Genomic DNA, 24,994 nt, shown 5'->3' on the forward strand with positions numbered 1-24,994 from the left:
CAATGAATCTGAAAAACAGAGAATAGATCGTTAACAATATATCTATAGAACAACATTGGGAAAAAATATGAAAGCATGTATTATGTGCGGAGGCGCAGGGACAAGGCTCAGACCGCTGACCTTCAAGCACCCTAAACCAAGTATACCGATTCTTAATAAACCTTCAGTCCTGCATCTGATAGAACACCTTTCAAGAGAAGGGTTCAATGAAATAGTCATGACCCTTGGATATATGGGGGAGCGCATAGAAGAACAGTTAGGAGATGGACACCTGTTCGGAGTACACATTGATTATGTGTATGAAAAAGAAAAGATGGGAACTGCAGGCGGGGTTAAAAATGCAGAAGAGTACCTGAAAAATGAGCCTTTTATCGTTCTTGGAGGAGACCATGTACTTAACCTTGACCTGAGGGAAATGTACCGCTTCCATGAGACAAATGATGCGATAGTTACCATAGGCCTCCTTTCAATCGATGACCCCAGAGAATTCGGAATTGCGGACATGGACATAAACAACAGGATCCATCGCTTCCTTGAAAAGCCCAAATCAGGGCAGATTTTCAGTAACCTCGCAAGCACTGGTATTTACATATGCAGCCCTGAAATCTTTGACTGGATTCCTGAAAATAAAAAATATGATTTTGCAAAAGATCTTTTCCCCGCCCTGCTTGCAGAAGATGAAAAAATTAATGGCATGCTTGTCCGGGGGAAATGGACTGATGTAGGGAGTTCGGCAGCTTACAGGCAGGCTCAGCGCTGGATGCTTGATGCTCTTCCCGGAACAACTATAGAAGGAAACTTCACAACAAGGAATGCCAGGATACGCGGCCCTCTGTCCATAGGAAACAACGTGTGCATAGGTTCGAATTCTTCCCTCGTAGGACCGATTGTCATAGGGGAAAACACCACAATCGGGGACAATGTTCTTGTAGGCCCTTACAGCGTGATAGGTTCAAACTGCACCATCGAAGATAACACAAGAATCCTTTCGTCATATCTTTTTGATGGCGTCTCAATAGGAAAAGGCTCAAACGTTTCCGGAGCGGTTGTTGCTGACGAAACAGCCGTCGGAGAAAAGTGCAGCCTGGAGAACGGAACAGTAATCGGGCACAAAGTGACCATAGGAGACAACTCTACCGTACATTCCGGAGTTAAAATCTGGCCTGAAGTTAGGATCGAGAAGGATTCCAGCATAAAGGAAACAGTTGTCAATTCCAATTACGATACCGCACAGGAAGGATCATAATAAAGTTAAAAACCGGTTTTTAACTGAAGCCGGTTTTTCAGATCAATTTATCTTTCCTTTAAATAATTTTCAAAAACCCGGATCTAAGTAATCACGAAGATAATTACTGTGGTCTGGAACATAAATTTTTTAGAATAATTATTTCCTGAAATTTCTTATTTTCCAGTATAAACTCCTGGAGGAATAAGAGCTCCCTATAGACATGGTCGTTCAAAAAATCACATAAAGGAATAAATTTTTCAGCAATGGGTAAAGCTCTTATAATAGCGAGTGTACTTAATAATATTAATTTAGTAGTTAGAAAAATCTTTGAGCAGGCAAATCCGCTTCTTCTGCGTCTCTATATCGTATATAAAGAGGAGTGGTTTCCTTATACAGTAACATAGCTAATAAAAAACAAAGTAAGAGATTCAAATGACCAGGTATCAAAAATGGCTTGCTGGGTCGCTGGTTATCAGTGCGGTATCGATTGCCCTTGTTACATGTCTGACTTTTGACTCCGAGACTCTCGAAGCTTTGAGAAAGGTAAAGCTGGAATACATATTCGGAGCTGTACTTCTCCATATCTTTTCATATCTCGCCTGGGGACTTCGGACTCGAACCCTATGTAAGGCCCTTGGGTACAGTATTGGAGTCAGGAAGGTTACTGAAATAGTTATTTCGAGCACTTTTGTGGCTGGAATTACACCTTCTTCCGCAGGCGGAGAGTTCCTTAGAGTCCATAGCCTGAACAGGATTGAAATTCCTCTTGGCAGGGCTACCGCAATTGTTGTAGGGGAACGCCTGCTTGATGCCATATTCATCTTTTCCTGCTTGCCTTTTGCGATCTATATTTTTGGAGATATCCTTTCGGACTATAAGTTTGATGCAGTTTTCTTAACAGCAAACTTCCTTGTCTTTATAATCCTTGCTTTTTTTATTTACGGCGTCTGGAAGCCCGAAAAAGTAAAATATTTAACTCGAAAGCTGACAGGCAGGCTTGCTCCTTTTTTTGGAAAAAAAACCGATGCTGCGATTTCTCACCTTATGGAGCAGATCGATACGGAAATAGACCATTTCCATGACAGCGTAAGAGTTTTTTTTTCGGAAGGAAAAAAAGGGTTACTCTGGGGAGTTCTTTATACTTTTATCTTCTGGATCACGGACTTCTCGTTGCTCCTCCTGATTCTGATGGGCCTTTCACAGACTCCATCCGTTACCACTGTTCTGGCAGCCCAGGTTATTCTGGCGGTCATAATGATCATACCTGCAACTCCCGGAGCAAGCGGGGTTGCAGAATTAGGGGCAGCTTCTATCTTTTCTATCTTTGTGGATTCTTCCATTCTGGGAATTACCGTACTTGCCTGGAGAGCCCTGACATACCATATGAACCTTTTAGCAGGAGGGCTCATTAGCCTGAAAATGGCTAAAGACATGAATATAATTAAAAAGCTGTCAGGAGATCCTGTAGAAGCCTAACAGTACATAAAATATTTTGACCAGCCCTGCATAGCATCCACTTACAGCAGAGAGAAATTCAATAAACGGACAGGTGAAGACCAGTACAGATTTATACCCTGTTCTTACAAATTTCTCTTATGCCATCCAGAGAATTCATCTTTGAATTTATGAGAAAAAGCGTGCATCTGGTCTCAATTTTTATAGTGCTTATTTACGAGTTTTTCGGGAAGGATGCAGTTCTCTGGGTGCTGATGCTGTTTCTTGTAGCTGTTCTTTTCCTTGAATATTTCCGCCTCGAAAAAGGAATGAAAATTCCTTTTTTTTACAGGATGTACAGGGAACGCGAAGCCGACAGCCTTGGAGGACATATCTATTTTTCTCTGGGTGCGATTGCGGTAATCTCCCTGTTTAATAAAGAAATCGCTTATGCTGCAGTCCTTATGACGACCTTCGGAGATATGACCGCAGCCATGGTAGGAAAGTTCTACGGAAAAAGAAGGATCTTCAGAGAAGTCTTTAAGAATGACAAGTCTCTCGAAGGCTCGGTTTCCGAGTTCATAATCGACCTGCTGGTTGGACTTGTTATAACCGGAAACCCGATTGTGTCCTTTATTATGGCTTTTTCTGCAACCCTTACGGAGACTGCAGTAAACAGGATAGATGACAACCTTATAATACCTATTTTTTCCGGTTTCTTCGGGCAGATGACCCTGCTCCTGTTGATGTACCTTTAACGCAGATAGAAAGATCTACAAAATGCACCAGCAGCGTACTCCTTACTAAGGGGAATCGTGGCATAACATCAAACATATCAAGTCTATTAAATATTGGATATTTCTGATAGGACATACCTCTTCTATAGACCTGAACATTCCGTTTTCGTTTTATGTGAAAATTCAGACCATTAAAGATCCACGAAAACCCCTATCAGCATAATAAGATTCTGCACTATTATGGTACACAAAAACAGTGTCGTAGCGGCGATCACAAAAGAGGGCCCCACCGAGTTTTCTAATATTATCAGGTGTTTTCACCCAGCTTGACGTTTTAGTATCGAAATTTCCAAGTTTTTGCAGTTCCCGATATTGTTCTTCCGATAAAATCTCAATACCCATGGCAACCGCCATGTCAATAGCGCTATTTTCCGGTTTATGTTTCTTCCTTGACTCCAGCGCTTCACGGTCGTAACAGACATTTCTGCGACCTTCCGGACTTTCTGCCGAACAATCATAAAAAATGTATTCATCCGACTTTCCGTTATAGGCAATTACATCCGGTTCTCCGCCGGTTCTTTCCATTTCATTAAGCGACCACAATTTTTCCCGGTTGGTTTCCAGTTTTGCCTGTACTTTTGCCCATTTAAGTGCTTTATGGCGATTCATATTGTTATCAAATCGGGCTTTCAATGTTCCAAGTATTTTTTCATTTTGTTCAGGTGACAGCATCCCTTTTTCACTATTCATATTAAACCCCGTATAAAGTATCTATCTCATTGATAACTTTTTGAGCTCTACAGAAATCCTCTAAATCCGATTTTTACTCAAAAAATTATAAAAAAGATTGTAAAATTGCTCCTTTAAAATTGCTCCTTATTTTTGTCCCCATAAAAAACGAGGAGCAATTGTTATTGTCATCAAATAATTATATTAAATTTATTGCTCTCAGTTTTGAAACGGTTCAGTCTCTTCCAGACTGAACCTTTATTCCTGTAAAAGTAAAAAAACTACTCATTTGCATCGAGCATATACAGGAAGGACAATATCGTTGAGCTACAGTAGGCCGAAAGAAATGTTCAGGCCACTGTCTCTTCCTCACCAGCTTCACCCTGTGCCTGTGTAAGGCTTCTCATTTCCTTTATGCGCCTTGCTATTACTTCTGCAAGATAAAGGGCAAGAGCTGCGAGAAGCACATACATTTTCAGGCTAACCGGCTCATTTGATTCATGTTCTGAGTTCTGCCTCGCATCTTTCAGGAGAGAGGCTCTTGCCTCCTTTTCAGTATAGATTTTGCCTCCCGTTGCAACGATAAGGGGTTCGATATCTTTATTGTGCCCGACTTCAAGGTACTCAAGCGCATAATTTACTGCAAGCGGGTAGCCGGAAATGTCGTGAATCCCTATATTTACCGGGTTTACACTAGTTTCATATGTGTTCCTGCCTGTAAGGGCAAGGTCAAGCTGGGCTCCATTGAATTTAAGCTGCGGGATTCCCTCATCGTACATAATAAGGGTAAGGTCGGAAGGGGTGCCAAGCCATGTATCCGGAGCATCGACAACAGCTCCTTCTTCTGCCTGGGGGTTTCCTATTGCCCAGTTAGCTGTACCCGAGATCAGTTTGCTGTTTGATGCGTTATAGAGAGACGAAGCCCACCGAATGCCTCCACCGTCTCCGTTATCCGTTGTAAAGGCTGCAACGCGCCCGAGCCCGAACCGCCATGTGGTAAGGACAGGCTGCCCGGTAGCCGTAATGACCAGGCGTTCAGCTCCTGCTTTTGGAGTAACCTGGTTATATCCTGTAATGCTCGCATTGGTAAGGTTTACACCTCTGGTAATGAAATGGTCAGGAGAATACTCAAGAAGCGGATAAACCCCAGTATCTTCGGTTTCTTCTTCCTCGTCTTCTTCGGAAGGCTCATCTGTCTCTTCAAACTCAATATCTGCCCTATCGCCCATCTCGATATGCTGATAGTTGCCTTCAAGCCCGATTTCCTTCATGAGCGTTTCAGCATAGTAGTTTCGGGTTCTGTCAGCCTGAGAAGGAGCAGAGGACCGGATATGGATAAAGTATATGTTTACACCCATGTCCTTCAGTTCCTGTGCAGCCTGAACGCTCTGGTCGTACGACTCTTCAATTCCTCCGTCAGAAATTATAATAGCGTCAAGCTCGCCGTCTTCACCTTCAAACATCTGCTTAGCTATGGCGAGCCCCTGGTCAAGGGAAGTCTCGGTCTCGTTAGTAGGAGTCAGCATCGAGACTCTCTCTTTCAGAAGGGCGAGGTTATGAGGGAGCCCCATATACAGGAATCCGCCAGAAACATCGTATGCAGCGTTTCCGAATGCTACAACAGCGACATTTGCATCTTTCAGGTTATCGCTCTCGAGGATTTTGATTGCATTCGAAAGGATATCTACCTGGGTTTTATGGGCAACAGTGCTCGGAGAAACATCAATGAGAAGGATAAGGTTTCTTCCTCCTTTAAACTCGGAGGGCTTTGAAATAACAGGCAGGACTTCTTCAAGGGAAGAATCAAGGTAGTTTCCATAGTTATAAGCCCGGTCTCCTCCGACGACAATAAGCCCGCCTCCATTGCTGACATAATTTTTGATTTCCTTTATTTGAGCCTCGGAAAGTGAGCTTATAAACTGGTCATCAAGCACCAGGAGCTTGCTATCCGTAATGTTTGCTGCTCCGGGATAACCGTTTGAAACCGAGACTTCATAAAGGCTACCCAGGACTTTAGCCAGAGGAGAACCGGTCTCATTTGTGACAAGCGTAACTTTAGGTTTGGGGATCACATAAATGGATTTGAAGAACTCATTATTGGTTTCTTTCAGGTCTCCTCCGGATATATCACTGATTTTTACACTCATATTATGGGCGCCAAGAGTGGTAAAAGCCTGGTTGATCGGAATGGTGTTATTCCTGCCTTCCTGAGTAAACGGCCTGCTCTGGGAAATCTTTCCATCCACAAACACTTCAAGGAAATAACTGACACTCTGTTCCGATGCCTGGCGGACAACTATCTCAAACTCGTTCTGGTTGTCCACAACCACTTTTTTGTCCCCGAGTATCTCAACGCTGAGGTCGTTTGCCTCAAGCTCGGGCTGGACAAGATAAACCGTAGTATTTGTTTCTTTTGCAAATTCCAGGGCTTCTGTCAGGTCCTTTCCTGAATTGCTGTTTCCGTCGGTAACAAGTATTATCTGGTTCCCAAGCCCGGAATACTGGGTAACAGCATCCCCCAGAGTGGTCTTTTCCCCGGTAAGCTGCACAAGAGCAGTCGGGGTATTTGCAGTAAGAGATTCATACAGATCGGTGCCTGCTCCTTCAGGAAAAAGTTCCATGCTTGATGTCTGGTCCTGGATAAGTACAAGAGAAGGGTCTTCTTCGCTGACGGTCCTTGTAACCGTTGTATATGGCGAAGCCAGTGCAAGGACAAGGATAAGGGAAACAAGCACCCTCCATTCCACGAGTTTTGTTTTTGTCCTCCTGAGGAGATAAAAGCCCGCAATAATAACCGGAGTAGCGAGCAGGAGCATCTCAGGGCTTTCAAGGGAGATATTCATAGCTCACCCCTCCCGCGGACGATCAGGATTTCAATCAGCATAAGCAGGAAAAGGATCCCTATAAGATAATTGGTAATATCGTTTCTAGCAGTATAGGTCTCGGACCTCATAGTCCTGGGCTCGTTTTCTTCAAGTGAACGGCTGATAAGCTCCGAGGCATCTATTGTAGTATTTGACTCCCTGTCATCATACATGTTGACTGCAATCCTCTTGCCAGAGACCTCATATATTCCCACTTCATCGTAAAGCAAACTGTTTGCTGTAAGAGTCTTTGTAGGTGTGCGGATTTCCTCGGTCCTTGATAAGGACGTAACGGTACCTGCTTCAAGGTTATACTCTGACAGGTCGCCGATTCCTCCGAGCCATTCAACGAGCTTTATCCAGAAAACCGGGTATTCAGGCAGGTTATGGAAGTTATTCCAGGCTCCCTCCCCGAGCTCATCGCTGAGCCCCATATAGAAGATGGTACCTCTGCCTACCTGCCAGTAACTCAATAGAGGGATGCCATTTTCCGTAGCTACAAGGGTTGTAGAGCCTGTCCTTTCTGTTGCGTTCATGTATTTTCGGACAGAAATTTCATCGCTTTTCATGTCCTTTGTGATTCTATTCCTGAGAGTATTTTCAACCTCAAGCCCATTTTCTGCTTCTTCGACTCGTACAGGCTTCACAGGCAGGAGTTTAACAAGGTCAACTTCGGTTTTCTCAGGGGCAAGAGCTTCACTTACAATAAAGACCGCATTGCCTCCGTTCCTTACGTAAGTTTCTATACTTTCAACAGAGCTGTTAGCAATCGGAGCCTGTTTCTGAGCAAGCACGACAAGGGTATAGTTGTTAAGGGAAGAAGGCACAGATTGCCGGATTTCGAGGTCAATGTTAGGGATCAGGGAAAGTGCTGTTTTTGAAGGCAGCTTTCCGTTATCCGTGACATAAAGGATACGCTGTCCAGAGGTATCGGGAATGGAAATGTAGACTTTATCGTCAACATCCAGGTCATCGTCAACGTCCAGACTGACTGTTGTAATACCAGGTCCCAGGCTTGCAAGTCTGAACTGGTTTGTGCCGCCTGCAGGGACATCAAGGTTAAAGGACTTTGAGCCATTTCCCGAAACCCCTCTTCCGGTCTTAATTTCTATATTTTTACTTTCACTTCTGTAGTTTTTGACTACACCAGTATAGCTGTATTCTCCGTCTACGGCTTCAATCCATCCGTTAATGATTCCTATATTTTCTGCAGGTTTTCCAACCTTTACAAAACTAACTTTAAGCCCGTAGGATTCAGCAAGGTTCTTGGATGCTACAGGGTCGTCTCCGCCCCAGTTTGTGAAATCCGAAATGACAACAATCCTTCCCCCTTCTTCAGAGAGGAGGCGCATGCCTGTAGAAATGGCCGCAGACAGGTCGGCAGTGCCGGCTCCGGGTTTAACCTTATTGAAAATATCCCCGGCAGCCGAAGAGCTTCCGCCTTCAAGGGCAAGCTGCGGAATATTGGAAGCAAGGATTATGCTGTTTTTCTTGCTCACGTATCCTTCGGCAATTTCAGCCGCATCTTCAAAACGGGAGTCAACCTGCATACTCGCAGAAGTATCCAGGATAAGAACCGTATGCTCTCCGCTAAGAGGCTCTTCTGAAGTATAATAGTAACCTGCCGCACCGATGGAAAGAAGGATCAGCATAAGGAGCTGGATCAGGAAAAGAGGGTCACGAACAACTTTTGTGAGAGAAGCATAAACCTTCTTCCTTTCCCGGTCAAGCTTGAGAACAAACATTAGCGAGGGAATGGAAAGCACAGCCGGCTTTGGGCGGAGCATATAAATGATTATAAGCGGGATAACACTCAGGAGAGCAGCAAGGGCAAGGGGGTTTTGAAAAGGCATTTTTAGCGTCTCCTTCTCCTGATTGTATGGTAGAAAGCACTGAAAACAGGAGTATCGGTTGTAAAGATGTAGAACTCGGCCCCGACTTTCATACAGGTTTTCTTAATTCTTGCACTGTGGTCATCAAGCTTTTTAGTGTAACGTTCCTTGAACTTATCACTTATATATGTCCTTATTTCCTCTGTAGTTTCAAGGTCTACAAGCTTGCTGTTGCCCTGAAGAGGAAGCACTTTTTCCGTGGGGTCGAGCACCTGTATAACAATAAGGTCATGGTCGGAAAGCCTGTGCAGGGCTGTTTCTATTGCTTCAGGTTCCTGCATGAAGTCCGAAATAAGGATTACGAGGGATCTGGATTTGATTTCCCGGCTATACTTTATGACTGCTTCCCCTATGGAAGTCTTTCCTGAGAGTTCGAGTTCGCTGAGCCGGTCGATTGCCCTCATAAGGTTTTTTCTGCCCCTGCTGGGCTTATTGATATCAATTTCTTCCGTAAAAGTAGATATGGCAAACCTGTCATTATATTTGGTCACCATGTAAGCAAAACCTGCAGCAAGCATGGCAGAATACTCAAACTTTGAGGTCCCCTTTTCAGGGTAGTCCATGCTTTTGCTTGCGTCCAGAAGGATATGGGTTGTAAGGGTTTTTTCTTCTTCAAACTGCCTTACATAAAGTTTTTCAGTCCTCGCATAAGCCTTCCAGTCTATATCTTTCAAAGCATCGCTTGAGTCGTATTCCCTGAACCCGATCGTATCTATGCCGTGTCCACTTCGGGTTGACGGACGGTTTCCTGCATAGACCGTGGATACTCTCTTCCGCACTGAAAAGGTAAAGCGGTCAAGCTGGGTGAAAAAGTCCGTTTCGATTTTTTGTTTTGTGCGAGTCATTCTGGATCTTCAACCGAAAAGCCCGGTTCTGCCGGACCTGGAAAAACCCTGGGGGTTTTGATTTTCTTTTTGTATCCTGCACATTTAGATCCCAGGAACCTGCTCAGTTACGGTTTCTTTCAAACCCAAACAGGCCTGCTATCGGATTTATTGGCTGTTTACCTGTTTCATTTAACTTTCTTAATAATTTCCTCAATCGCCTGGTCAGGGGTCATTCCGCTTCTCTCGGCTTCGAATGTAAGGATTAGCCTGTGGCGGAGTACAGGGTAAGCCATGGAATCAATATCCTCTTTGCTCACGAAATTTCTGCCCTGTATGAGGGCTCTTGCCTTTGCTGCAAGGATTAGTCCGATGGATGCACGCGGAGAAGCCCCGTACTCAATATGCTCTTTGTCTTTGCGTGTCATCGACACAATAGAAAGGACACGCTGCTTGAGTTCTTCCGAAATAGGGACCTGCCTGGTAAGTTTCTGTAAATCGAGAAGTGTGGATTTGTCGAGTCCCTTTGTAATTTTCGGAGCCTCGGATTTCGTATACCGGTTTATGATCTCCATTTCCTCTTCATAGGTAGGGTAATCCACAAGAACCTTCAGAAGGAAGCGGTCTAACTGGGCTTCAGGAAGGGGATAGGTGCCTTCCATTTCTATAGGGTTCTGGGTAGCAAGAATAAAGAATGGGCGGTCAAGCAGGAAGGTATCGTTTCCGACAGTTACCTGTTTTTCCTGCATAGCTTCAAGAAGGGCAGACTGGGTTTTGGGGGAAGCACGGTTGATTTCGTCTGCGAGCACTATGTTTGCAAAGACAGGCCCGGGTTCAAACTTGAATTCTTTTTTATTGTCTTTCTCCTGAATCATATTGGTCCCTGTAATATCGGAAGGCATCAGGTCAGGAGTACACTGAATCCTGCTGAACTTCAGGTTCATTGCCTTTGAAATCGTTGAGATCATCAGGGTTTTTCCGAGTCCGGGATTGCTTTCCACAAGGGCATGCCCTTCGCAAAGGATTGAGATTATAATCTCTTCAACTACCCTGTTCTGACCCACTATTACATTTCCAATCTCTTCAAAGAAACTTTTAAAAATCCGGCCTGCGTTCTGGTAGGTCGTTGCGGCCTGTCCCGAATCGATGTTATTCTCACTCATATTTGCTTCACCCTTTGGACTGCTGTTTTTTGCGGGACCCGATGCCCGCTCCTGCTGAACCATATCCTTTTATGCAAAAGAATATCTTTCAAAAACAGTCTAACTGTTATTCAAGATATAGCTGTTAATTTATACAGTTTATTATTCAAAACTGCTTTCCGATAACTTCCGATTAACTGAATCAGGTAAGTATATTGAGAGTAAATCTATTGAGAGTAAATCTGGCTGAAATTAATTTTTTATTCTTCTGCAAGCTGTTCAAAGTAACTCTGGATAACACTTCTGTACCCTTCAGGAAGGTTTTCATAATAAGACTGGGAAGCAATTGCTTCCGGGTTATACATGTCCGACTGGATAAATGAATCGTTACTCTGTTCTCCTTCTTCCTGGCTCGTAAAACCCTGCCCAGCACCCGGAGGAATCTTCAGGTCAACGTCCCTGCCCTCAACTACGATAACAGCAGGCTCTCCAAAAAGCTCGCTATTGTTTTGAGGATCCGAAGAAGTTCCGCCGTTTTCCTCTACGGAAACAATATCGGAATCCGAACCAGAGAAGGGGAGGTCTTCAATTATACCATTAAGGTCGGTAGGGCTGATAGTTGTCTGATATCCAGTCTGGGCAACATAGGCCAGAACCACAACAGCAAACACTGTTAGCAGGGCATTCTTTGCCAGCTTTTTCCTATTGAGAAAGACAGAGGACTCTACAGGCTTTGAATCAATTATGACGCCGCCTATAAGGTCACGGACAATTATATTATCCGTATCCCGGTTATCATAGGCTGTCCTCATTCTCTCTTTGAGCACAGGATATTTTTCTTCCATCAGGGTAATCGCGTCTTTCTTCTCAGCCCTGAAGTACCTGATTGCTGTCAGTATGACAGAGAGGACAAAGTCAATAACAATCAGCCCCAGGGTTTCAAAGATAATATCAAAACCAAGAATGCTGTACTTTGCACCCGTATAGGGTTCGAAAGTGGGGAACATCAGAAAAATGTCCCTCATATTAAAGAGCACAAAAAGGGCGTAGAGAACCAGAAACGTTGCAAGAAAGTCTGCCAGAATATAGAGTCCCCTATATTTTTTCAGGGCAGATTCATGTTTGTTTACAATTTTTTCAATCTCCAGAGCCATTTTTTGCTCCCTTCTGAGCCGGACATTCCGGTGTATAAGGTTTAAGAGTATAATTGGGATATTTAAAGACTTAATAAGATACTATAGAAAGACATTATAGAAAGATACTATATAAATATACTATATAAAGATAAGGTATACATTCCAGATGCATTTTCCTTACATAAGTTTCTTCCGCATTTTACCCTTATCAGGTTTTTTCCTGTTGAAATATTGCCCTGGCCGATGTTTCTTCTGAAACAGGAATTTATGATTTTGGGATCATGAGGGCACGGTTATTTTTTCAATTGGAGTAACTTGAGAATCCCAATAGAGTAACTTGATAGCATCTTTAATGTGAGGGGATCTTACTCTGAAGGTATCTTACTCTAACTAAGGGTATCTTACTCTAAAGGTATCTTACTCTATTCCCGTACTTAACCTGCGGAGCCTGATTTATTGAAAGCCGGATAGGAACCCAGCACCTTTAATGTACCGGATTCAGGCTTTGTACCGGCTTTTGATTTTATATCTTCTAAGGCATCTTTTATAAGTGCATCGCTCGTATTACCTTCAAAGTCGATATAAAAGTAATAATCTCCAAGCTCTTTTTTAGAGGGCCTTGATTCTATTTTTGTAAGGTTAATCCCTCTTTTCGCAAAAGCTCCCAGGAGTTCGTACAATGCCCCTGGACTGTCTTTTTCAAGATAAACAATAAGAGATGTTTTCCAGGCTGGGAGGCTTAACTTCTCTGCTCCGGTTTCAGCTTTAAGAGGCAACCTGTGTCCGGAACCTGTACAGGGATTAATGTATGATCCTCTATCAACTTCCCCCCCTCCTGCCACAGTCTTCTCCCGTGAAACCTTTTCTCCGCCCCTGATTACAATAAAACGGGTATGGTTTTCTTTCCTGTCCTGAACGTTTGAGAGGAGAATTTTGAGCCCGTAGCGCTCTGCAGCTTCAGGAGATGCAATTGCTGCCATTTCCTCAAATTCTCCTGCAAGCCGGGCTGCATGAGAGGTGCTGCCCGTACTCCGGAGTTCGGCTTCCGGGAAATGCTTCTTCAGGAAGTGCCTGCACTGAGCAAGCCCCTGCGGGTGAGAAAGAATAACCCTGATCTTCTCTGGCCCACCTTTTGAGAGAAGGCAGTGCTCGATTTTGACGATTATCTCCCCAATAATGACAGCCTCGTTTTCAAGCAGGAGATCAAGGGTAACCCCTACCGAACCTTCTATGGAGTTTTCCACAGGGATTACCGAAACGTCTGATTCTCCTTTAACTGCAGCGAGGAAAGCATCTTCTATATCTGCAAAGTAATGAAACTCCACGTCCTTCAGGTCATTATTCATAACCCATAAGTTTGCAGCCTTTTCCGAATACGAGCCTTCCGGCCCCATTACGCCTATAATCATCCGAGGGTTAATTGGGGGGATGGTAATAATAACTTTTGATGCAGAGTTGTGGCTCTGCAGTGCGCTGTCCTGCAAGAGTTGCGTTTCTTGAGACCGCTGTCCTACAAGAGTTGCGTTTCTTGAGACCGCGGTCCTTTTCACTTCGCTCAAGAGGACTAATTTATAGTGAATAAAGTTAGTTTTTAAATTTAGTTTTTCCCCGGATTCTTTGTATCTTCCAGTTCTTCCTGAATGTCAAGTTTCTTTCCTGTACTCCAGAGAAGCTCGAACTCTTCTTTCAGGTTCTTTGCAAACCCGGTATCCCGAATTTTTACGACTGAAAGCACTCTGTCACGGTCTGCCGGATGGGGCTGGAAAAGGACAACTATACTGTCATCGACAATCCCGAAACAGGAGTTAAAGTTCTGGACGAGCCTTATGTCAAGTCCTTTTTGAAGTTTTTCGAGAATTTCTCCCTCCTGATAAGAAAGCATGGAGGTGAGAGTCGCAAAACGCGGGGAAACCATCAGCCGTATCCGGACTCCTCTGTCAATTGCCTTTGTTATTTCCGGAAGCAGGTAGAGGACGATTGGGATTCCGAAAACCGGGGGAATGATACAGATCGATTTTTTTACCTCCCCGTAAATAGAAGTCGCAAATTTTCTGATTTCGGATTCGGTGATAGCTGTTGTCCAGAAAATCTCATCTTTTCGCTTCTGGGCAGGGACAGCTTTCAACGCCTGTTTTGCTTCCTCTATGGAGACCTTCAAAACAGCCATTTCCCTTTCAACTTCGGCTTTTTTCCTCTCGAAAATAGTATCCAGAGAGATTTCAGGATCAACTGCCCTGAACTTCTTTGGCCTTGAAGCCTGCACTTCCACAAAGCCTTTTCCGGTCAGAGACTCGAGGACAGAATAGATTTTCCCGTATGGCACTTCCGAATCCCGGTAGATGTCGCTTGCTTCGGAAACACCGAGTTTCAGCAAAGAAAGGTAGGCAGCTGCCTCATAAGTGTTAAGACCAGCTTCCTGCAGGAGCCGTTTATTCTGCATATGAAAATCTGGAACTTAATATCTTAAAACAGTTTCGAAAAAAGTTGCATATTCTGAAAAAGAATTGCACAAGATGTGAAAGTCACAGGCACCTTATGCAAAAGCAATCCTGTTTTTGTAGATTCCAGAAAAACGCCGCTATTTGAAGCGAGTTTGAGTTAAACTTCTATTTTATTTCTTTTTTATTTGAGTAATTTCAACGCATCCCTGCAAGCTGCTACGGCAGGCGCTCCTGAGGTTATGAAAATTACATCCATAAGTTCCATTATTTCTTCCTTGGTAGCGCCATTCTTGAGGGCGCTCTGCATCTGTACAACTGTACACCTTTCACATTGCTTGGAAGCGACTACCGCAAGAGCTACCAGAATTTTTACCTTTGCGGGCAGGGCACCGTCGGACAGTAGTTTCTTATTGCATCTGTTATATCTTTTAAGGGACTCGCTATCAAGGTCCCCAATGATCTCAAGAATATGCGGAGTAAAACCCAGTTTCTCACTCATACTTTCAAGTAATTCTTCATGTTCAAGATCTCTGTGCTCTTCCATATTGGTTAACCCCCATTTGAAGTTACATTAAAATCGATGTGCATATTATTTATCTATTCCTGAGACTCCGGAACGGAAACATAAGAAAAAAGAAGGTGGAGAGGGAATAAGATGCAGCCGGAGATAGAAACAGATTGAATTTTGAATTACTGGTAAAAGGGCAGGGAGAATAATGAGACCAACTGATGATCTTAGAGAAGAACACAGGGCTGTCAAACTTATGCTAAGGATCCTTGACAGCATATGCACGAATATAGAATCCAGAAAAAACGTTGAACAGGAACATCTGGAGAGACTTGTGGAATTTATGGAGATATTCGTTGATAGATGCCATCACACAAAGGAAGAGGTTTATCTTTTCCCTGAAATGGAAAAGGTAGATCAGGGCGCAGGAGAATTAATCAATTCTCTTTCAAGGGAACATAAACTAGGAAGAGAGTATGTAAGCAGGATAGGAGAGACAGTCTCCAGAAAGGAATGGGACAGAGCAGGCTCTACAATAGTTGATAACTTAAGAGCATATATTCAGCTTTTGACTCTACACATTGAAAAGGAAAACAATGACCTTTTCCCAAGAGCCGATACCTGCCTTGAGCCAGGAGTGCAGAAAAAATTGCTTGACTCTTTTCAAGTAATAGAAAAAGAAGAAATAGGTGCAGGCAAGCATGAAGAGTTCCATATGCTGCTGCACAGTCTCAAAGATATTTACTTAAAACAAGAATAAAGTTAAAGAGTTAGTCGCGGATCGATCTGGGTAGACAGCGAGTACACACCCAGATGCTCTCCATCCCGAGTTTCGCTTCGGGATCACATGAAATCAAAGATTTCATGGGAGTTGCACTGTAAGTGCAACAGCACGAGGTCCTTTTCGCTGCGCTCAAGAGGACTAATCTTCTAAGCGATCAATAATCATCCATGAATCAATCGGGGTAGACAGCGAGTACACACCCAGATGCTCTCTATTTTGTGTCTGAGAGGCATGAGGTAATGGGTATCTTCTCCGGCTCCGCACTGGAAGCAGCGGATTGAAATATCCTGCTTTTTTGGCTGGGACTCGGCTTTTTCCCTGTTGAATTCAACTGTGTGCCTTTCTTCGATAGAGAGAGCGCCTTCGGGACAGATACCGATGCAGTAGCCCATACCATCACAGAGTTCTTCGGATACGACTTTTGCTTTTCCGTTGATTATCTGGATAGCGCCTTCGGCACAGGGCGCAACGCATTTTCCGCAACCTGTGCATTTTTCCTCATCAATTTTGATTATTGTTCGTTTTACCATAAGAGTTGACCCCCATCTTGTTTTAAACTTTTTTAAAAAAATGTTGAAATTCAGAGCAAATCAGATGTGTGAACAAATCAGATGTCATTTAATACCAGCTGCCGTTTGAAATCAGGCAAATATCCTTCCCTGTAAAGTACGTTTTTATAGTCATCTATTAATTTGCTCATTTTGCTGGTGTATTTTATGAAATCCGTGCCTATTTCTCCTTTAAATAGTATTCTTTCTGCTTTTTCCAGAAGTTCGGGATGAATAAATACCAGTTCTTCTTTTGTGTGCAAAAATAGAGCTGAGAAATCTCTGTGAATACCCATGCTTCTTTTTAAGAGCTCGCTATTTAAGCTATCATCAGAGATATAATTTTTAAATTTCAGATAAGCATTAAAGTTCGCTATATTCTGATTTAGGGAATTAAGAATCAGGTACAGCATGCTGTCTGTTCTGGGAAGGGGAAGGTCCTGAAGTTCAGGGTCTGCGCCTTCAAAGTTTTTATCTTCTCCGGAATTCCGGTCCCGATCAATATCATGGCTCATATTGTTACCCATTTTATCCGTAAGTTATGTTTCCATGCGGACTTTCAGATTAAAAATCTAACGAGTTTTAAGACACATCTGATGAAATTTAACTCTGGCTCCCAGGAACAGGAATAATCCCGAGCTGTTGCATCAGGCCAAGGAGATTAGCTTCGCCCCATAACTCAGCAATCTTACCATCTTCGATGCGGAAGATCTCTATGCCAGTCATGGTTATTGGCTTCCCTGTGGCCGGCAGCCCCATAAAATTTCCTTTATGCACACCTCGAGCTGTAAAACGGGCAGCCACTTTATTTCCTTCGGCAGTCATGTCCTCAATTGTAACATTAAGATGCTCGAAAGCTGCCCTACATGCAGTAATTACCTCATTTATTCCCTCAATTCCCGGAGAAGCAGGGAGAGGAACATGTAAACTGAAATCTGGTGACAGCAGCTCGTTAGCAATCTTAAGATTCCCTTTAGAAGGCCCTTCTTCAAAGAATCGGCGGACTATTGCTTTATTCTCTTCTGTAGACATTTTTTTCCTCACTTATGTTTTATCTAACCTATGTTTTATCTAATCTGCATCTGATACATTTACTGACTGTAAACATCTCCACCGTAATGATATTCAGTGATGAGTCCCTTCCACAACCTTTATTCCCGCGTCCTGAATCGTCTTTCTTATGCTGTCCAGGTTAGGACATTTGGGATAGGTATCTTCCATAAGCATGCAGGAACTGAGGTGAACGGCATCCAGACCATACTTTTTAAGGGAATTTACCAGACGATATACTCTCCTTCCCGAACAGCCTCCGCATGTGAAAAAGGCGATCATTTGAGCGTCCTCATCATACCTCTTAAAGCTTGACTTTCTTTCATTGAAAGCCTTAAAGCAGCCCACACCCGGACATGTCTCCGAGACGATGTCGCAGCGCACGACTGCAGTTTTCTTTGGTTTTGTATTCTCAGCCACTATCCGACAATCCTTAACAGTTTTTAAAGCCCGATCTTATAGTTTAGAGCTCAATCTCACAGCAGACGTGTAGACTCTTTCTGTCTTGGGGCTTTTACAACAAGTACCCTGAAGATTCCGTCTCCGGGATTCAGGAGACGGTGCGGAATCTTTGCAGGGCTTTCGATCAGCATGTCCCTGCTTACCTTTTCCTGCTCATCTCCGATTTCAACAACACCTTTTCCCTCAAGGATATAGAAAAAAACATCCGTTGGGGTTACGTGCTTTTTTAAGGCTTCTCCTGGTTTTAGCTCAATATGCACTGCCTGTGCATTTTCAGTATCATAAAGCATCCTCACACTCACATTGTGAGGGTTAGGTTTTTCCGGAGAGGATTTCATCTCAACAACTTTCATACAATTCCCCCTTTCTGACCATATTGTGCCTTTCTGCTCCTGTATTTTCAGAGTACCCTGATCTTCAACAGGCAACCATTATCCAGTATATTAACTGTCATCCGCTTCATATATGTCTGACCGTTATAAACTTATTACATCAGTTTCAAGCCAGCCGTTTTTGGTTGAGTTCAGCCCTGGTAGAGCGCTGAAAATCCGAATCTCAAGCCTGAAAGGAAACAGGCTTGAGAATAGTGGAGGAAACAACTACACAGTTAATAGCTAGGTCAAACACCAGATCTGGAGTTTTATAAACCCCTGTGAGACTGAAATTTGTAACTCAATACCTGATTACGTAACTTCCTGGTTACAACCCAACCTGTTTTTTGAACTCGTCCAGACCCATATCTTCAATAAACTTTCCGAGCCTTTTCTTTGTTCCGGCATTTTTGTAGAAGTTAAGGATTTTATCCACAGCCTCAAGAGCCTCAGCCTCGGAAAGGTCTTTTGCTACAACCTGGGCAAGCCTGGGTACTGCAGCAGCAGATCCACCTACCATAAGGTTGTAGCCTTTTGCTGTGCCCATTAACCCCACGTCCTTAATAGCAGGTTCGGCACACGAGTTAGGACAGCCGCTGACCCCTATTTTCAGTTTGGAAGGCATAGACATTCCGTGATATTTTTCATCCAGTTTAAGACCAAGACCTAATGAATCCTGCTTAGCCTGCTTACAGAAAGTTGTCCCGGGGCAGAACTTAACGCTTCTCACACAGAGCCCTATGGCTGCTCCAGGTTTCATGCCAAGGTCAGCCCAGACACTATCAAGATCTTCTTCTTTCAGACCTACAATTGCAATTCTCTGTGCAGAGGTCGCTTTCAGGGCGGCTGCCCCGTACTTTTTCGCAACTTCACCGATCTTTATGAGAGTATCGGGATCCACAACCCCACCCGGGAGATGCGGGGCTATTGCGTATGTTTCACGGTCTCTCTGAACGATTGCGCCTTTTTCCGGTAAATTGTCTTTCACGGTTGATCCTTTCTCCTGATGTGTAATTGGAGTTTACAGTGTGCTCAAACTGCAGGCAGTTGCCAAGAAATCAGGCAAACCTCAACTTATTCTGGTCCGTTATTCATGCATATAGCCTGATTTCCTGAAATTATGCCTGGATTATTATATCGTACGGACTTACAACTTTTTGATTAATTTTATTATAAAATTAACTTTTATAATAGTATCCTTTTGATACCAGTATATAAGAGATACTAATTTATATATTAGACAGTTTCTATCTTTATACCATGAAAGACTGCACAGTCTACAAGACAATGAATATCATCGGAAAAAGGTGGACCATCCATATTCTCCTTGAGTTGCACAAAGGAGAAAAGAAAGAAAAACGCTTTAATGAGCTCAAAAGAAAACTCGGATATATAACACCAAAGATCCTTTCGGAAAGGCTTACCGAACTTGAAAACGAAGGCCTTATCGCGAAGAAAATTGATGACTCCACAAACCCTCCGAGATCCGAATATTACCTTACTGAAAGCGGAAGGGATTTTGTAAAAATAATACAGGCAATAAAACGCTGGGGATTAAAGTGGAAATTCCAGAATGAAGAATGCGAGAGGTCCATATGCATGTACTGTGACCACTGAACTGCGGAAGAAACCATTAAACAGAATGCTAATTTCCCACCAGAATTTCCTGCATCCTGCATTGAAACTGTTTTATATCAAAGGGTGCCTAGCTTATATTATGCAGGGGAAAAGGCTTTTACGGGAAGTTTATATTAAAGGCTCGTACTTCAGGAAATAAAGCCGTTAGCCTGTCTCTCAGAACAAAAAAATCAAAAACAGCTTCAACCGGTCTGCATAGGTCTGAAGTATTATGGGGGCGTCCATGAAACCCGAAGAATGTATTGATTTTTTCTTCAAGCCTGAAAGCATAGCCCTGATAGGAGCTTCTCCAAACCCTGAGAAATTGTCGCATACAATCCTGAAAAGCCTCAGAAAAATGAATTTTGAAGGGAAAATATATCCTGTAAACCCGGGTTACGGAGAAATTGAAGGGCTTAAATGTTATTCTACTCCAGGGGAAATTGAGGACAGGATAGATATCGCTATTTTTGCAGTTCCGGCCAGATCGGTCCTTGAGATATTGAAAGGGCCCGTGGAAAATATAAAAGGAGCCATAATCGTAAGCTCAGGCTTCAGGGAAACAGGGTCTGGCGGGAAGAAAATGGAAGACGATCTGAGGGCTCTTTTGAAAGAGAAAGGCATCAGGGCAATGGGCCCCAACTGCCTTGGGATATACGATACGGTCTCGAATGTGGACACGTTTTTCATAGAAAGGGAGAAGATAGGAAGGCCTGTCAGAGAAGGGGTTTCCGTACTTACTCAGAGCGGGTCTTTTGCGGCCATGATCATGGATGAGCTGGCATATGAAGGAGCAGGCGTTGCAAGGGTCGTGAGCTACGGGAATAAAGTGGATGTGGACGAAAGCGATTGCCTTGAATTTCTTGAACGGGACGAGGCCACAAAAGCAGTTGTACTATATATTGAATCCGTAACCGATGGGCGCAGATTCCTTGAAGCTGCTTCCAGATGCGTAAAAAAGAAGCCTGTGGTAGCCCTTAAGGTAGGAAAGCGTGAGCCAGGGGCAAGGGCGGCAAGCTCTCACACAGGCGCTATCAGCGGGATGTACGAAGCCTATGAAGCCGCTTTTCGGAAAACCGGCATAATTGAGGTTGCCAGTTATGAGGAACTGAAAGATGCCTGTAAGGTTCTTAACAGGTATTCCCCTGTAAAGGGCAAGAGAGTCCTGATTATAACTGATGGAGGAGGTGTGGGTATTTCTATTGCCGATGCCTGTGAAGAGGCAGGGCTCAGGATCCCTGAACTTTCCGAAACCGCGGTAAGGAAATTGAAGGAAAACCTTCCTGCTTTTGCTTCCGTAAGAAACCCTGTGGACCTGACAGGCAGTGTTCGGGATGAGCATTACGTCGCTGCTATGCAGGAAACCCCTGCCGAAGAATATGACCTTGCAATTGTCAGCCTTCTCTGGGGGCCGCCTCTTCTTACCGAAGGCGTAGCAGAGAAAATCAGAAACTTTGCAGAGAGTTGCGGAAAACCTATCATAATCAGTTCTCCAGGCGGAAAGTTCAGCAGGGAGCTTGTTTCAGTATTTACAAAAACAGGAATGCCGGTATTTTTCTCCCCGGAGAGTGCGGTAAGGGCTGCGGCGGTGCTGTGTGGAGGAAACGGCAAGCAAGAATAAGATACATAAATAGGATACATAAAAACTGAAAAGACAAATAAAAACTGAATGTATTTGTCAGAGCATATGCCGGTTGTGTAAGAAGAATAATTGCTTTTTTGAAAAACCAGCCTTGCGACCTAACAGGATATTCACACAGCCCTCACCTGATAAAGGAGATAGCCCTTCGGAATGGTTTCCAGATGGAGTATGTGAGTTCAATGTATTATGAGTACAGGTATCATGCCATATTCTCAAAAACGGCGTGAAGCAATTCCGTATCCAAAACAGGGCCTGTACCGCTCATGTTGGCAAGAACAGTTCCAGTAGTGAATTCTGAAGACAAAAAATATTGGAAGAGTAGAAGAGCCTGAAGCCAGAGTAGACAGAAGCAGATAACTCTTCCATTAATTATTTTCCCTTTTTTTGATTCCTTTTTTTCAACGTCTCTTTATCAGGTGCCTCAGTCTTTCATCCATTTATATATGAGTGCCCATAACTCAGGAGAATTCCGGTCAATCAACAGGCTGGCATGTCCCTGGTCACCCCAGTTCATGCAGGTAACCTTTTTGTTAGTTTTCCCAACTTCTTTTTCATACCACCAGGAACCGTAATCTCCAAATCCTCCCCCAAGCCCTACATAAAGAACAGGAGAGTCCACTTTTGAGGAGTCGATATCATAGCCTTCCACGTTGCCCATAAGACCAGCCATGTACTGATCCATAGTGTTCGGTGTGAAGGGAACAGCACCTCCGTTGAGAGTTAAATTAAGTAATCTGTTTTCATCAACATAATAAAGGCCGTTAAGGTCACCAGTCCAGTAATGATAGTTTGGAGTATAAGGATGAGGAGAAATGATGTATATCTGACTAGCCATGAACCTGAATAGCTGAATATTTGTTAATCCGGGCCAGATAGTAGAGGTATCATTAGGGGATGCATACGCTGGACTAGCTACCGTTATCATTTTGCCCATGCCAGTACTTTGATGCACACCATTTTCAATATCTTTGTAGATATCATTAGATTCCTGTTGCTGATCCTCTATTAACTCAGAATACTTCGGGTTATATTTAATAATAATATCAACAGGCACTATTCTGTCAACAGACCCCAGAGGCAAATCATCGTATTCACTTGCCTCATAAGCGGTAAGGATCAATGCACCGTGACTGTGGCCGATTGCTGTTACTTTAATATTTTCTGCCGATTTCCCGCTTAAGAAAGAGGTATGGTTCCTTGAAGCATAGATACCTTCGTACGTGTCACTCAGATGCATGTCAACATTCCAACCTTCCATGAAACTGAAATCATCTTCATCCGGCTGGATATTTGTCTCCCTCCTATCCAGGATATATACGCTGTACCCGCGTTGAGCATAATATATTGCCATGTCAGAATAGAACATCTCAGTGAGACCCTGTCCGGGAAGGATTACCAGGTTTTCATCTCTGTCCGTATGCCAGGGGCTTTTTTCCTCCACATAGTTAGTAAGAGTGATATAGTCATATTCTCCAGGTCCAACGTTTACTTTAATCCTGTACTCTGCCACATCCTTTAAGACAGGTCCTATTCTACTACATTCTGCAAGAGGTTGATCGGATTTTTGTGCAATAGATAAAGAGGGACCATACGAGGCTTCTGGATTCCCTCCGTTACAAAAAACGTTATCCATGCATAAATCGGGAACAGCGGCTGAAGCCGGGGAAGAAACAGCTAGCAGAGTAAAGAAAACAGCTACCAGAATAATTTGCATTTTCATGTGCTCACCTTTTCAATATTATAAAATTAAAGTACGAAATTGAGAGTAACGCGTTTTGAAAGAAACCTGTTATTCCCGTTTTAACGTCAAGGGAGCAGTGTGAAATAACAAAAATAGCTATAGAGCTAAAAATCGTAGCATAAGGAAAAAGCAAGCTAAAAGTGTTTTTAAGATACTCTTGAGGGTGGATTACGTAAAAACTGCCTCACCAGAAAAGTAATCTAATGAATAAACTCCTGTACTCCTTATGCCCTTAAAACACTGTCCAGGATTAGACATAATTTATACAGATAATGCTTGCGGTTTTAGTTTTATTTTAGATTTTTTTATAGTGTTCCGGTTAATTTATTAAATCAATGCTTTAAGGGCGAGCAGAAGACCCGGGATAGAACCAGAAAAAATGATTTCCTGGGCTTATAATAAACCGCAGTTATTCTTTCATTCCTGAAGGCGGTTCTCTAACAGGTCTTAGAAATGATATGAAGGAAAATCCGGGAGAAATAAAGAATTTTGGGAGAAATACAAAAGTCATTATCCTGTTTTAAGAAATATCGCTGGCAGGGGACCGAATTCACGCACGCAGCCTCAATGTCAGCCGAAAGTGAATTAAACTATAGGCTCAATAAACCCAGGACGTACTTATTGGAGAAAGATAGTTCCTGGTGAGATCAATAGTCTAAATTTTGAAAAACATATTTGCAGAACAATTCTACAGGTAATCCCCTGAAAGAGGTATAGAGGATGAAAAAATATCTGTCAATATTATTAATATCAGTCCTTATTTTTGGGGCTGTACTCCCATGCGTTACTGCGGGAGCGAAGGCAAATTCATCAGGAGATAATTCGACTATTGAAGATGAAACTACTGTTGTTGATGTTTCCGATGATACTAACGAAAATTCAATCGAGAAAAAAGATACTATTGATGCAGACGATTCCATTGTAGTTGATACTACAATAATATCAACAGATAACGATATTTACAACTCTGACAATGACTATAGTTATGAATCTTCAGATAATGATATTATTACATCCGTAAACACGGACGATGATGACATCATAGCTAACAATTCTTCGATATACAACGGTGAAACAACCGTTATAAATGATTCATCACAAACCTATATCCAGTATGTCGAATCAACACAGGTAAACATAGATAACAGCCAGACAGTAAAAGTTGACGTTAAGAATGATAATTCGGTTGTCAACAATATATATTTTGAATCAACAAAAGATTCGGGCAAAGCAAAAGTTGTAGTTGAAGACCTGAAAGATGATACATCTCTAGTTGAGAAACCAGCAGGTGATATTTACAGGTCATTTAACATATGGATCGACAGTGAGAATGTAAACAATATTGAAAATGCAGCTGTTGATTTTAAGGTTGAAAAGTCATGGCTTAAAGCAAATGGTCTTGATTCTTCAGTAATTGTCCTGAACATGTATGAAGGTGGAAAATGGGTAGAAGTCCCAATCACTATAACAGGGGAAGATTCTCAGTATATCTATTTCACAGCTGAAGTATCTAAATACTCCACATTTGCAATTACAAGCAATACCGTGACTGTGGATAAAATCCTTAAACAGACAAACGCAACTGAAAACAGCAATTCCGAAGAAGAAAAAAGTGGTATAACGAGAAGTGAGATCATACATATACTAGAAATGATTCTCGAATACCTTAAGGGAAATTAATTTCCCTTATTTTTTGGTAAGCAGTATGCATAAACATACAAAATTAGAATGCATACAGGATTAGAATGAATTATTCTTTTCACCTGTATTCTGAATTTTTCATTGTTGGCACAATACCTCAATTGATATTTTTTGATGCATTAATTATAACTCTGGATTTAATT

The 24,994-nt window shown here is 42.8% G+C and carries 24 protein-coding genes; 8 read left to right on the forward strand and 16 right to left on the reverse strand.

Features of this window, described 5'->3' with window-relative positions:
• Positions 1-67 precede the first annotated feature (67 nt).
• The 3 genes from RSJ42_RS10935 (at position 68) to RSJ42_RS10945 (ending at position 3,420) form a co-directional block, all read left to right on the forward strand.
• Positions 68-1,246: a sugar phosphate nucleotidyltransferase gene (locus RSJ42_RS10935; protein ID WP_410507322.1), complete on the forward strand. Its 1,179-nt coding sequence runs from the start codon at positions 68-70 to the stop codon at positions 1,244-1,246.
• A 414-nt stretch (positions 1,247-1,660) separates the two neighbouring features.
• Complete coding sequence (locus RSJ42_RS10940) at positions 1,661-2,704, forward strand: lysylphosphatidylglycerol synthase transmembrane domain-containing protein (RefSeq protein WP_410507323.1); 1,044 nt, start codon at positions 1,661-1,663, stop codon at positions 2,702-2,704.
• Positions 2,705-2,823: 119 nt separating this feature from the next.
• Complete coding sequence (locus RSJ42_RS10945) at positions 2,824-3,420, forward strand: diacylglycerol/polyprenol kinase family protein (RefSeq protein ID WP_410507324.1); 597 nt, start codon at positions 2,824-2,826, stop codon at positions 3,418-3,420.
• 162 nt (positions 3,421-3,582) lie between these two features.
• On the opposite strand, the gene RSJ42_RS10950 is transcribed toward RSJ42_RS10945, so the two are convergent.
• From RSJ42_RS10950 to RSJ42_RS10990, 9 genes are all read right to left on the reverse strand, one after another.
• Positions 3,583-4,149: a DUF4256 domain-containing protein gene (locus tag RSJ42_RS10950; protein WP_410507325.1), complete on the reverse strand. Its 567-nt coding sequence runs from the start codon at positions 4,147-4,149 to the stop codon at positions 3,583-3,585.
• Positions 4,150-4,478: 329 nt separating this feature from the next.
• A complete protein-coding gene (locus RSJ42_RS10955) occupies positions 4,479-6,971 on the reverse strand; it encodes a VWA domain-containing protein (protein ID WP_410507326.1) in 2,493 nt (830 codons plus the stop codon).
• Positions 6,968-8,845 carry a BatA domain-containing protein gene (locus tag RSJ42_RS10960; protein ID WP_410507327.1) on the reverse strand — a complete coding sequence of 626 codons (1,878 nt, stop codon included), beginning with the start codon at positions 8,843-8,845 and terminating at the stop codon, positions 6,968-6,970. The genes RSJ42_RS10955 and RSJ42_RS10960 overlap by 4 nt, the downstream gene beginning before the upstream one ends.
• 2 nt (positions 8,846-8,847) lie before the next feature.
• Complete coding sequence (locus RSJ42_RS10965; RefSeq protein WP_410507328.1) at positions 8,848-9,729, reverse strand: DUF58 domain-containing protein; 882 nt, start codon at positions 9,727-9,729, stop codon at positions 8,848-8,850.
• 167 nt (positions 9,730-9,896) lie between these two features.
• Positions 9,897-10,871, reverse strand: coding sequence for an AAA family ATPase (locus RSJ42_RS10970; protein ID WP_410507329.1), 975 nt, complete (start codon positions 10,869-10,871; stop codon positions 9,897-9,899).
• A 239-nt stretch (positions 10,872-11,110) separates the two neighbouring features.
• Positions 11,111-12,004: a hypothetical protein gene (locus RSJ42_RS10975; protein ID WP_410507330.1), complete on the reverse strand. Its 894-nt coding sequence runs from the start codon at positions 12,002-12,004 to the stop codon at positions 11,111-11,113.
• A gap of 416 nt (positions 12,005-12,420) precedes the next feature.
• Entirely contained in the window at positions 12,421-13,395 is a 975-nt protein-coding gene (locus RSJ42_RS10980) for a prephenate dehydratase (RefSeq protein WP_410510358.1), read from the reverse strand.
• 188 nt (positions 13,396-13,583) lie between these two features.
• A complete protein-coding gene (locus tag RSJ42_RS10985) occupies positions 13,584-14,426 on the reverse strand; it encodes a TrmB family transcriptional regulator (protein WP_410507331.1) in 843 nt (280 codons plus the stop codon).
• Between the two features lie 182 nt (positions 14,427-14,608).
• Complete coding sequence (locus tag RSJ42_RS10990; protein ID WP_410507332.1) at positions 14,609-14,971, reverse strand: carboxymuconolactone decarboxylase family protein; 363 nt, start codon at positions 14,969-14,971, stop codon at positions 14,609-14,611.
• A 172-nt stretch (positions 14,972-15,143) separates the two neighbouring features.
• Between RSJ42_RS10990 and RSJ42_RS10995 the strand changes: the two genes are divergently transcribed.
• On the forward strand, positions 15,144-15,695 hold the full coding sequence (locus RSJ42_RS10995) for a hemerythrin domain-containing protein (RefSeq protein WP_410507333.1): 552 nt from the start codon (positions 15,144-15,146) through the stop codon (positions 15,693-15,695).
• 185 nt (positions 15,696-15,880) lie between these two features.
• Here RSJ42_RS10995 and RSJ42_RS11000 read toward each other — a convergent pair whose 3' ends face one another.
• The 6 genes from RSJ42_RS11000 to RSJ42_RS11025 all read right to left on the reverse strand — a co-directional run bounded on the left by RSJ42_RS11000 (position 15,881) and on the right by RSJ42_RS11025 (position 19,138).
• Positions 15,881-16,249 (reverse strand): ATP-binding protein, encoded by a 369-nt coding sequence (locus tag RSJ42_RS11000; protein WP_410507334.1) that lies wholly within the window; start codon positions 16,247-16,249, stop codon positions 15,881-15,883.
• Between the two features lie 77 nt (positions 16,250-16,326).
• Positions 16,327-16,794, reverse strand: a complete 468-nt coding sequence (locus tag RSJ42_RS11005; protein WP_410507335.1) for a hypothetical protein — start codon at positions 16,792-16,794, stop codon at positions 16,327-16,329.
• A 76-nt stretch (positions 16,795-16,870) separates the two neighbouring features.
• A complete protein-coding gene (locus RSJ42_RS11010) occupies positions 16,871-17,299 on the reverse strand; it encodes an ester cyclase (RefSeq protein ID WP_410507336.1) in 429 nt (142 codons plus the stop codon).
• A gap of 93 nt (positions 17,300-17,392) precedes the next feature.
• On the reverse strand, positions 17,393-17,737 hold the full coding sequence (locus RSJ42_RS11015) for a CGGC domain-containing protein (RefSeq protein WP_410507337.1): 345 nt from the start codon (positions 17,735-17,737) through the stop codon (positions 17,393-17,395).
• Between the two features lie 56 nt (positions 17,738-17,793).
• Positions 17,794-18,132 (reverse strand): cupin domain-containing protein, encoded by a 339-nt coding sequence (locus RSJ42_RS11020; protein ID WP_410507338.1) that lies wholly within the window; start codon positions 18,130-18,132, stop codon positions 17,794-17,796.
• Positions 18,133-18,478: 346 nt separating this feature from the next.
• On the reverse strand, positions 18,479-19,138 hold the full coding sequence (locus tag RSJ42_RS11025) for an NAD(P)/FAD-dependent oxidoreductase (protein WP_410507339.1): 660 nt from the start codon (positions 19,136-19,138) through the stop codon (positions 18,479-18,481).
• A gap of 272 nt (positions 19,139-19,410) precedes the next feature.
• Between RSJ42_RS11025 and RSJ42_RS11030 the strand changes: the two genes are divergently transcribed.
• From RSJ42_RS11030 to RSJ42_RS11040, 3 genes are all read left to right on the forward strand, one after another.
• On the forward strand, positions 19,411-19,767 hold the full coding sequence (locus RSJ42_RS11030; RefSeq protein WP_410507340.1) for a winged helix-turn-helix transcriptional regulator: 357 nt from the start codon (positions 19,411-19,413) through the stop codon (positions 19,765-19,767).
• A gap of 244 nt (positions 19,768-20,011) precedes the next feature.
• A complete protein-coding gene (locus RSJ42_RS11035; RefSeq protein ID WP_410507341.1) occupies positions 20,012-21,388 on the forward strand; it encodes an acetate--CoA ligase family protein in 1,377 nt (458 codons plus the stop codon).
• A gap of 98 nt (positions 21,389-21,486) precedes the next feature.
• Positions 21,487-21,636, forward strand: coding sequence for a hypothetical protein (locus RSJ42_RS11040; RefSeq protein WP_410507342.1), 150 nt, complete (start codon positions 21,487-21,489; stop codon positions 21,634-21,636).
• Positions 21,637-21,830: 194 nt separating this feature from the next.
• On the opposite strand, the gene RSJ42_RS11045 is transcribed toward RSJ42_RS11040, so the two are convergent.
• Positions 21,831-23,129 carry a hypothetical protein gene (locus RSJ42_RS11045; RefSeq protein WP_410507343.1) on the reverse strand — a complete coding sequence of 433 codons (1,299 nt, stop codon included), beginning with the start codon at positions 23,127-23,129 and terminating at the stop codon, positions 21,831-21,833.
• A gap of 741 nt (positions 23,130-23,870) precedes the next feature.
• On the opposite strand from RSJ42_RS11045, the gene RSJ42_RS11050 reads away from it, so the two are divergent.
• Positions 23,871-24,830, forward strand: coding sequence for a PGF-pre-PGF domain-containing protein (locus RSJ42_RS11050; RefSeq protein WP_410507344.1), 960 nt, complete (start codon positions 23,871-23,873; stop codon positions 24,828-24,830).
• The last annotated feature ends 164 nt before the right edge of the window (positions 24,831-24,994 follow it).

This window comes from Methanosarcina hadiensis, from assembly GCF_046529725.1.
GTDB lineage: Archaea > Halobacteriota > Methanosarcinia > Methanosarcinales > Methanosarcinaceae > Methanosarcina > Methanosarcina hadiensis.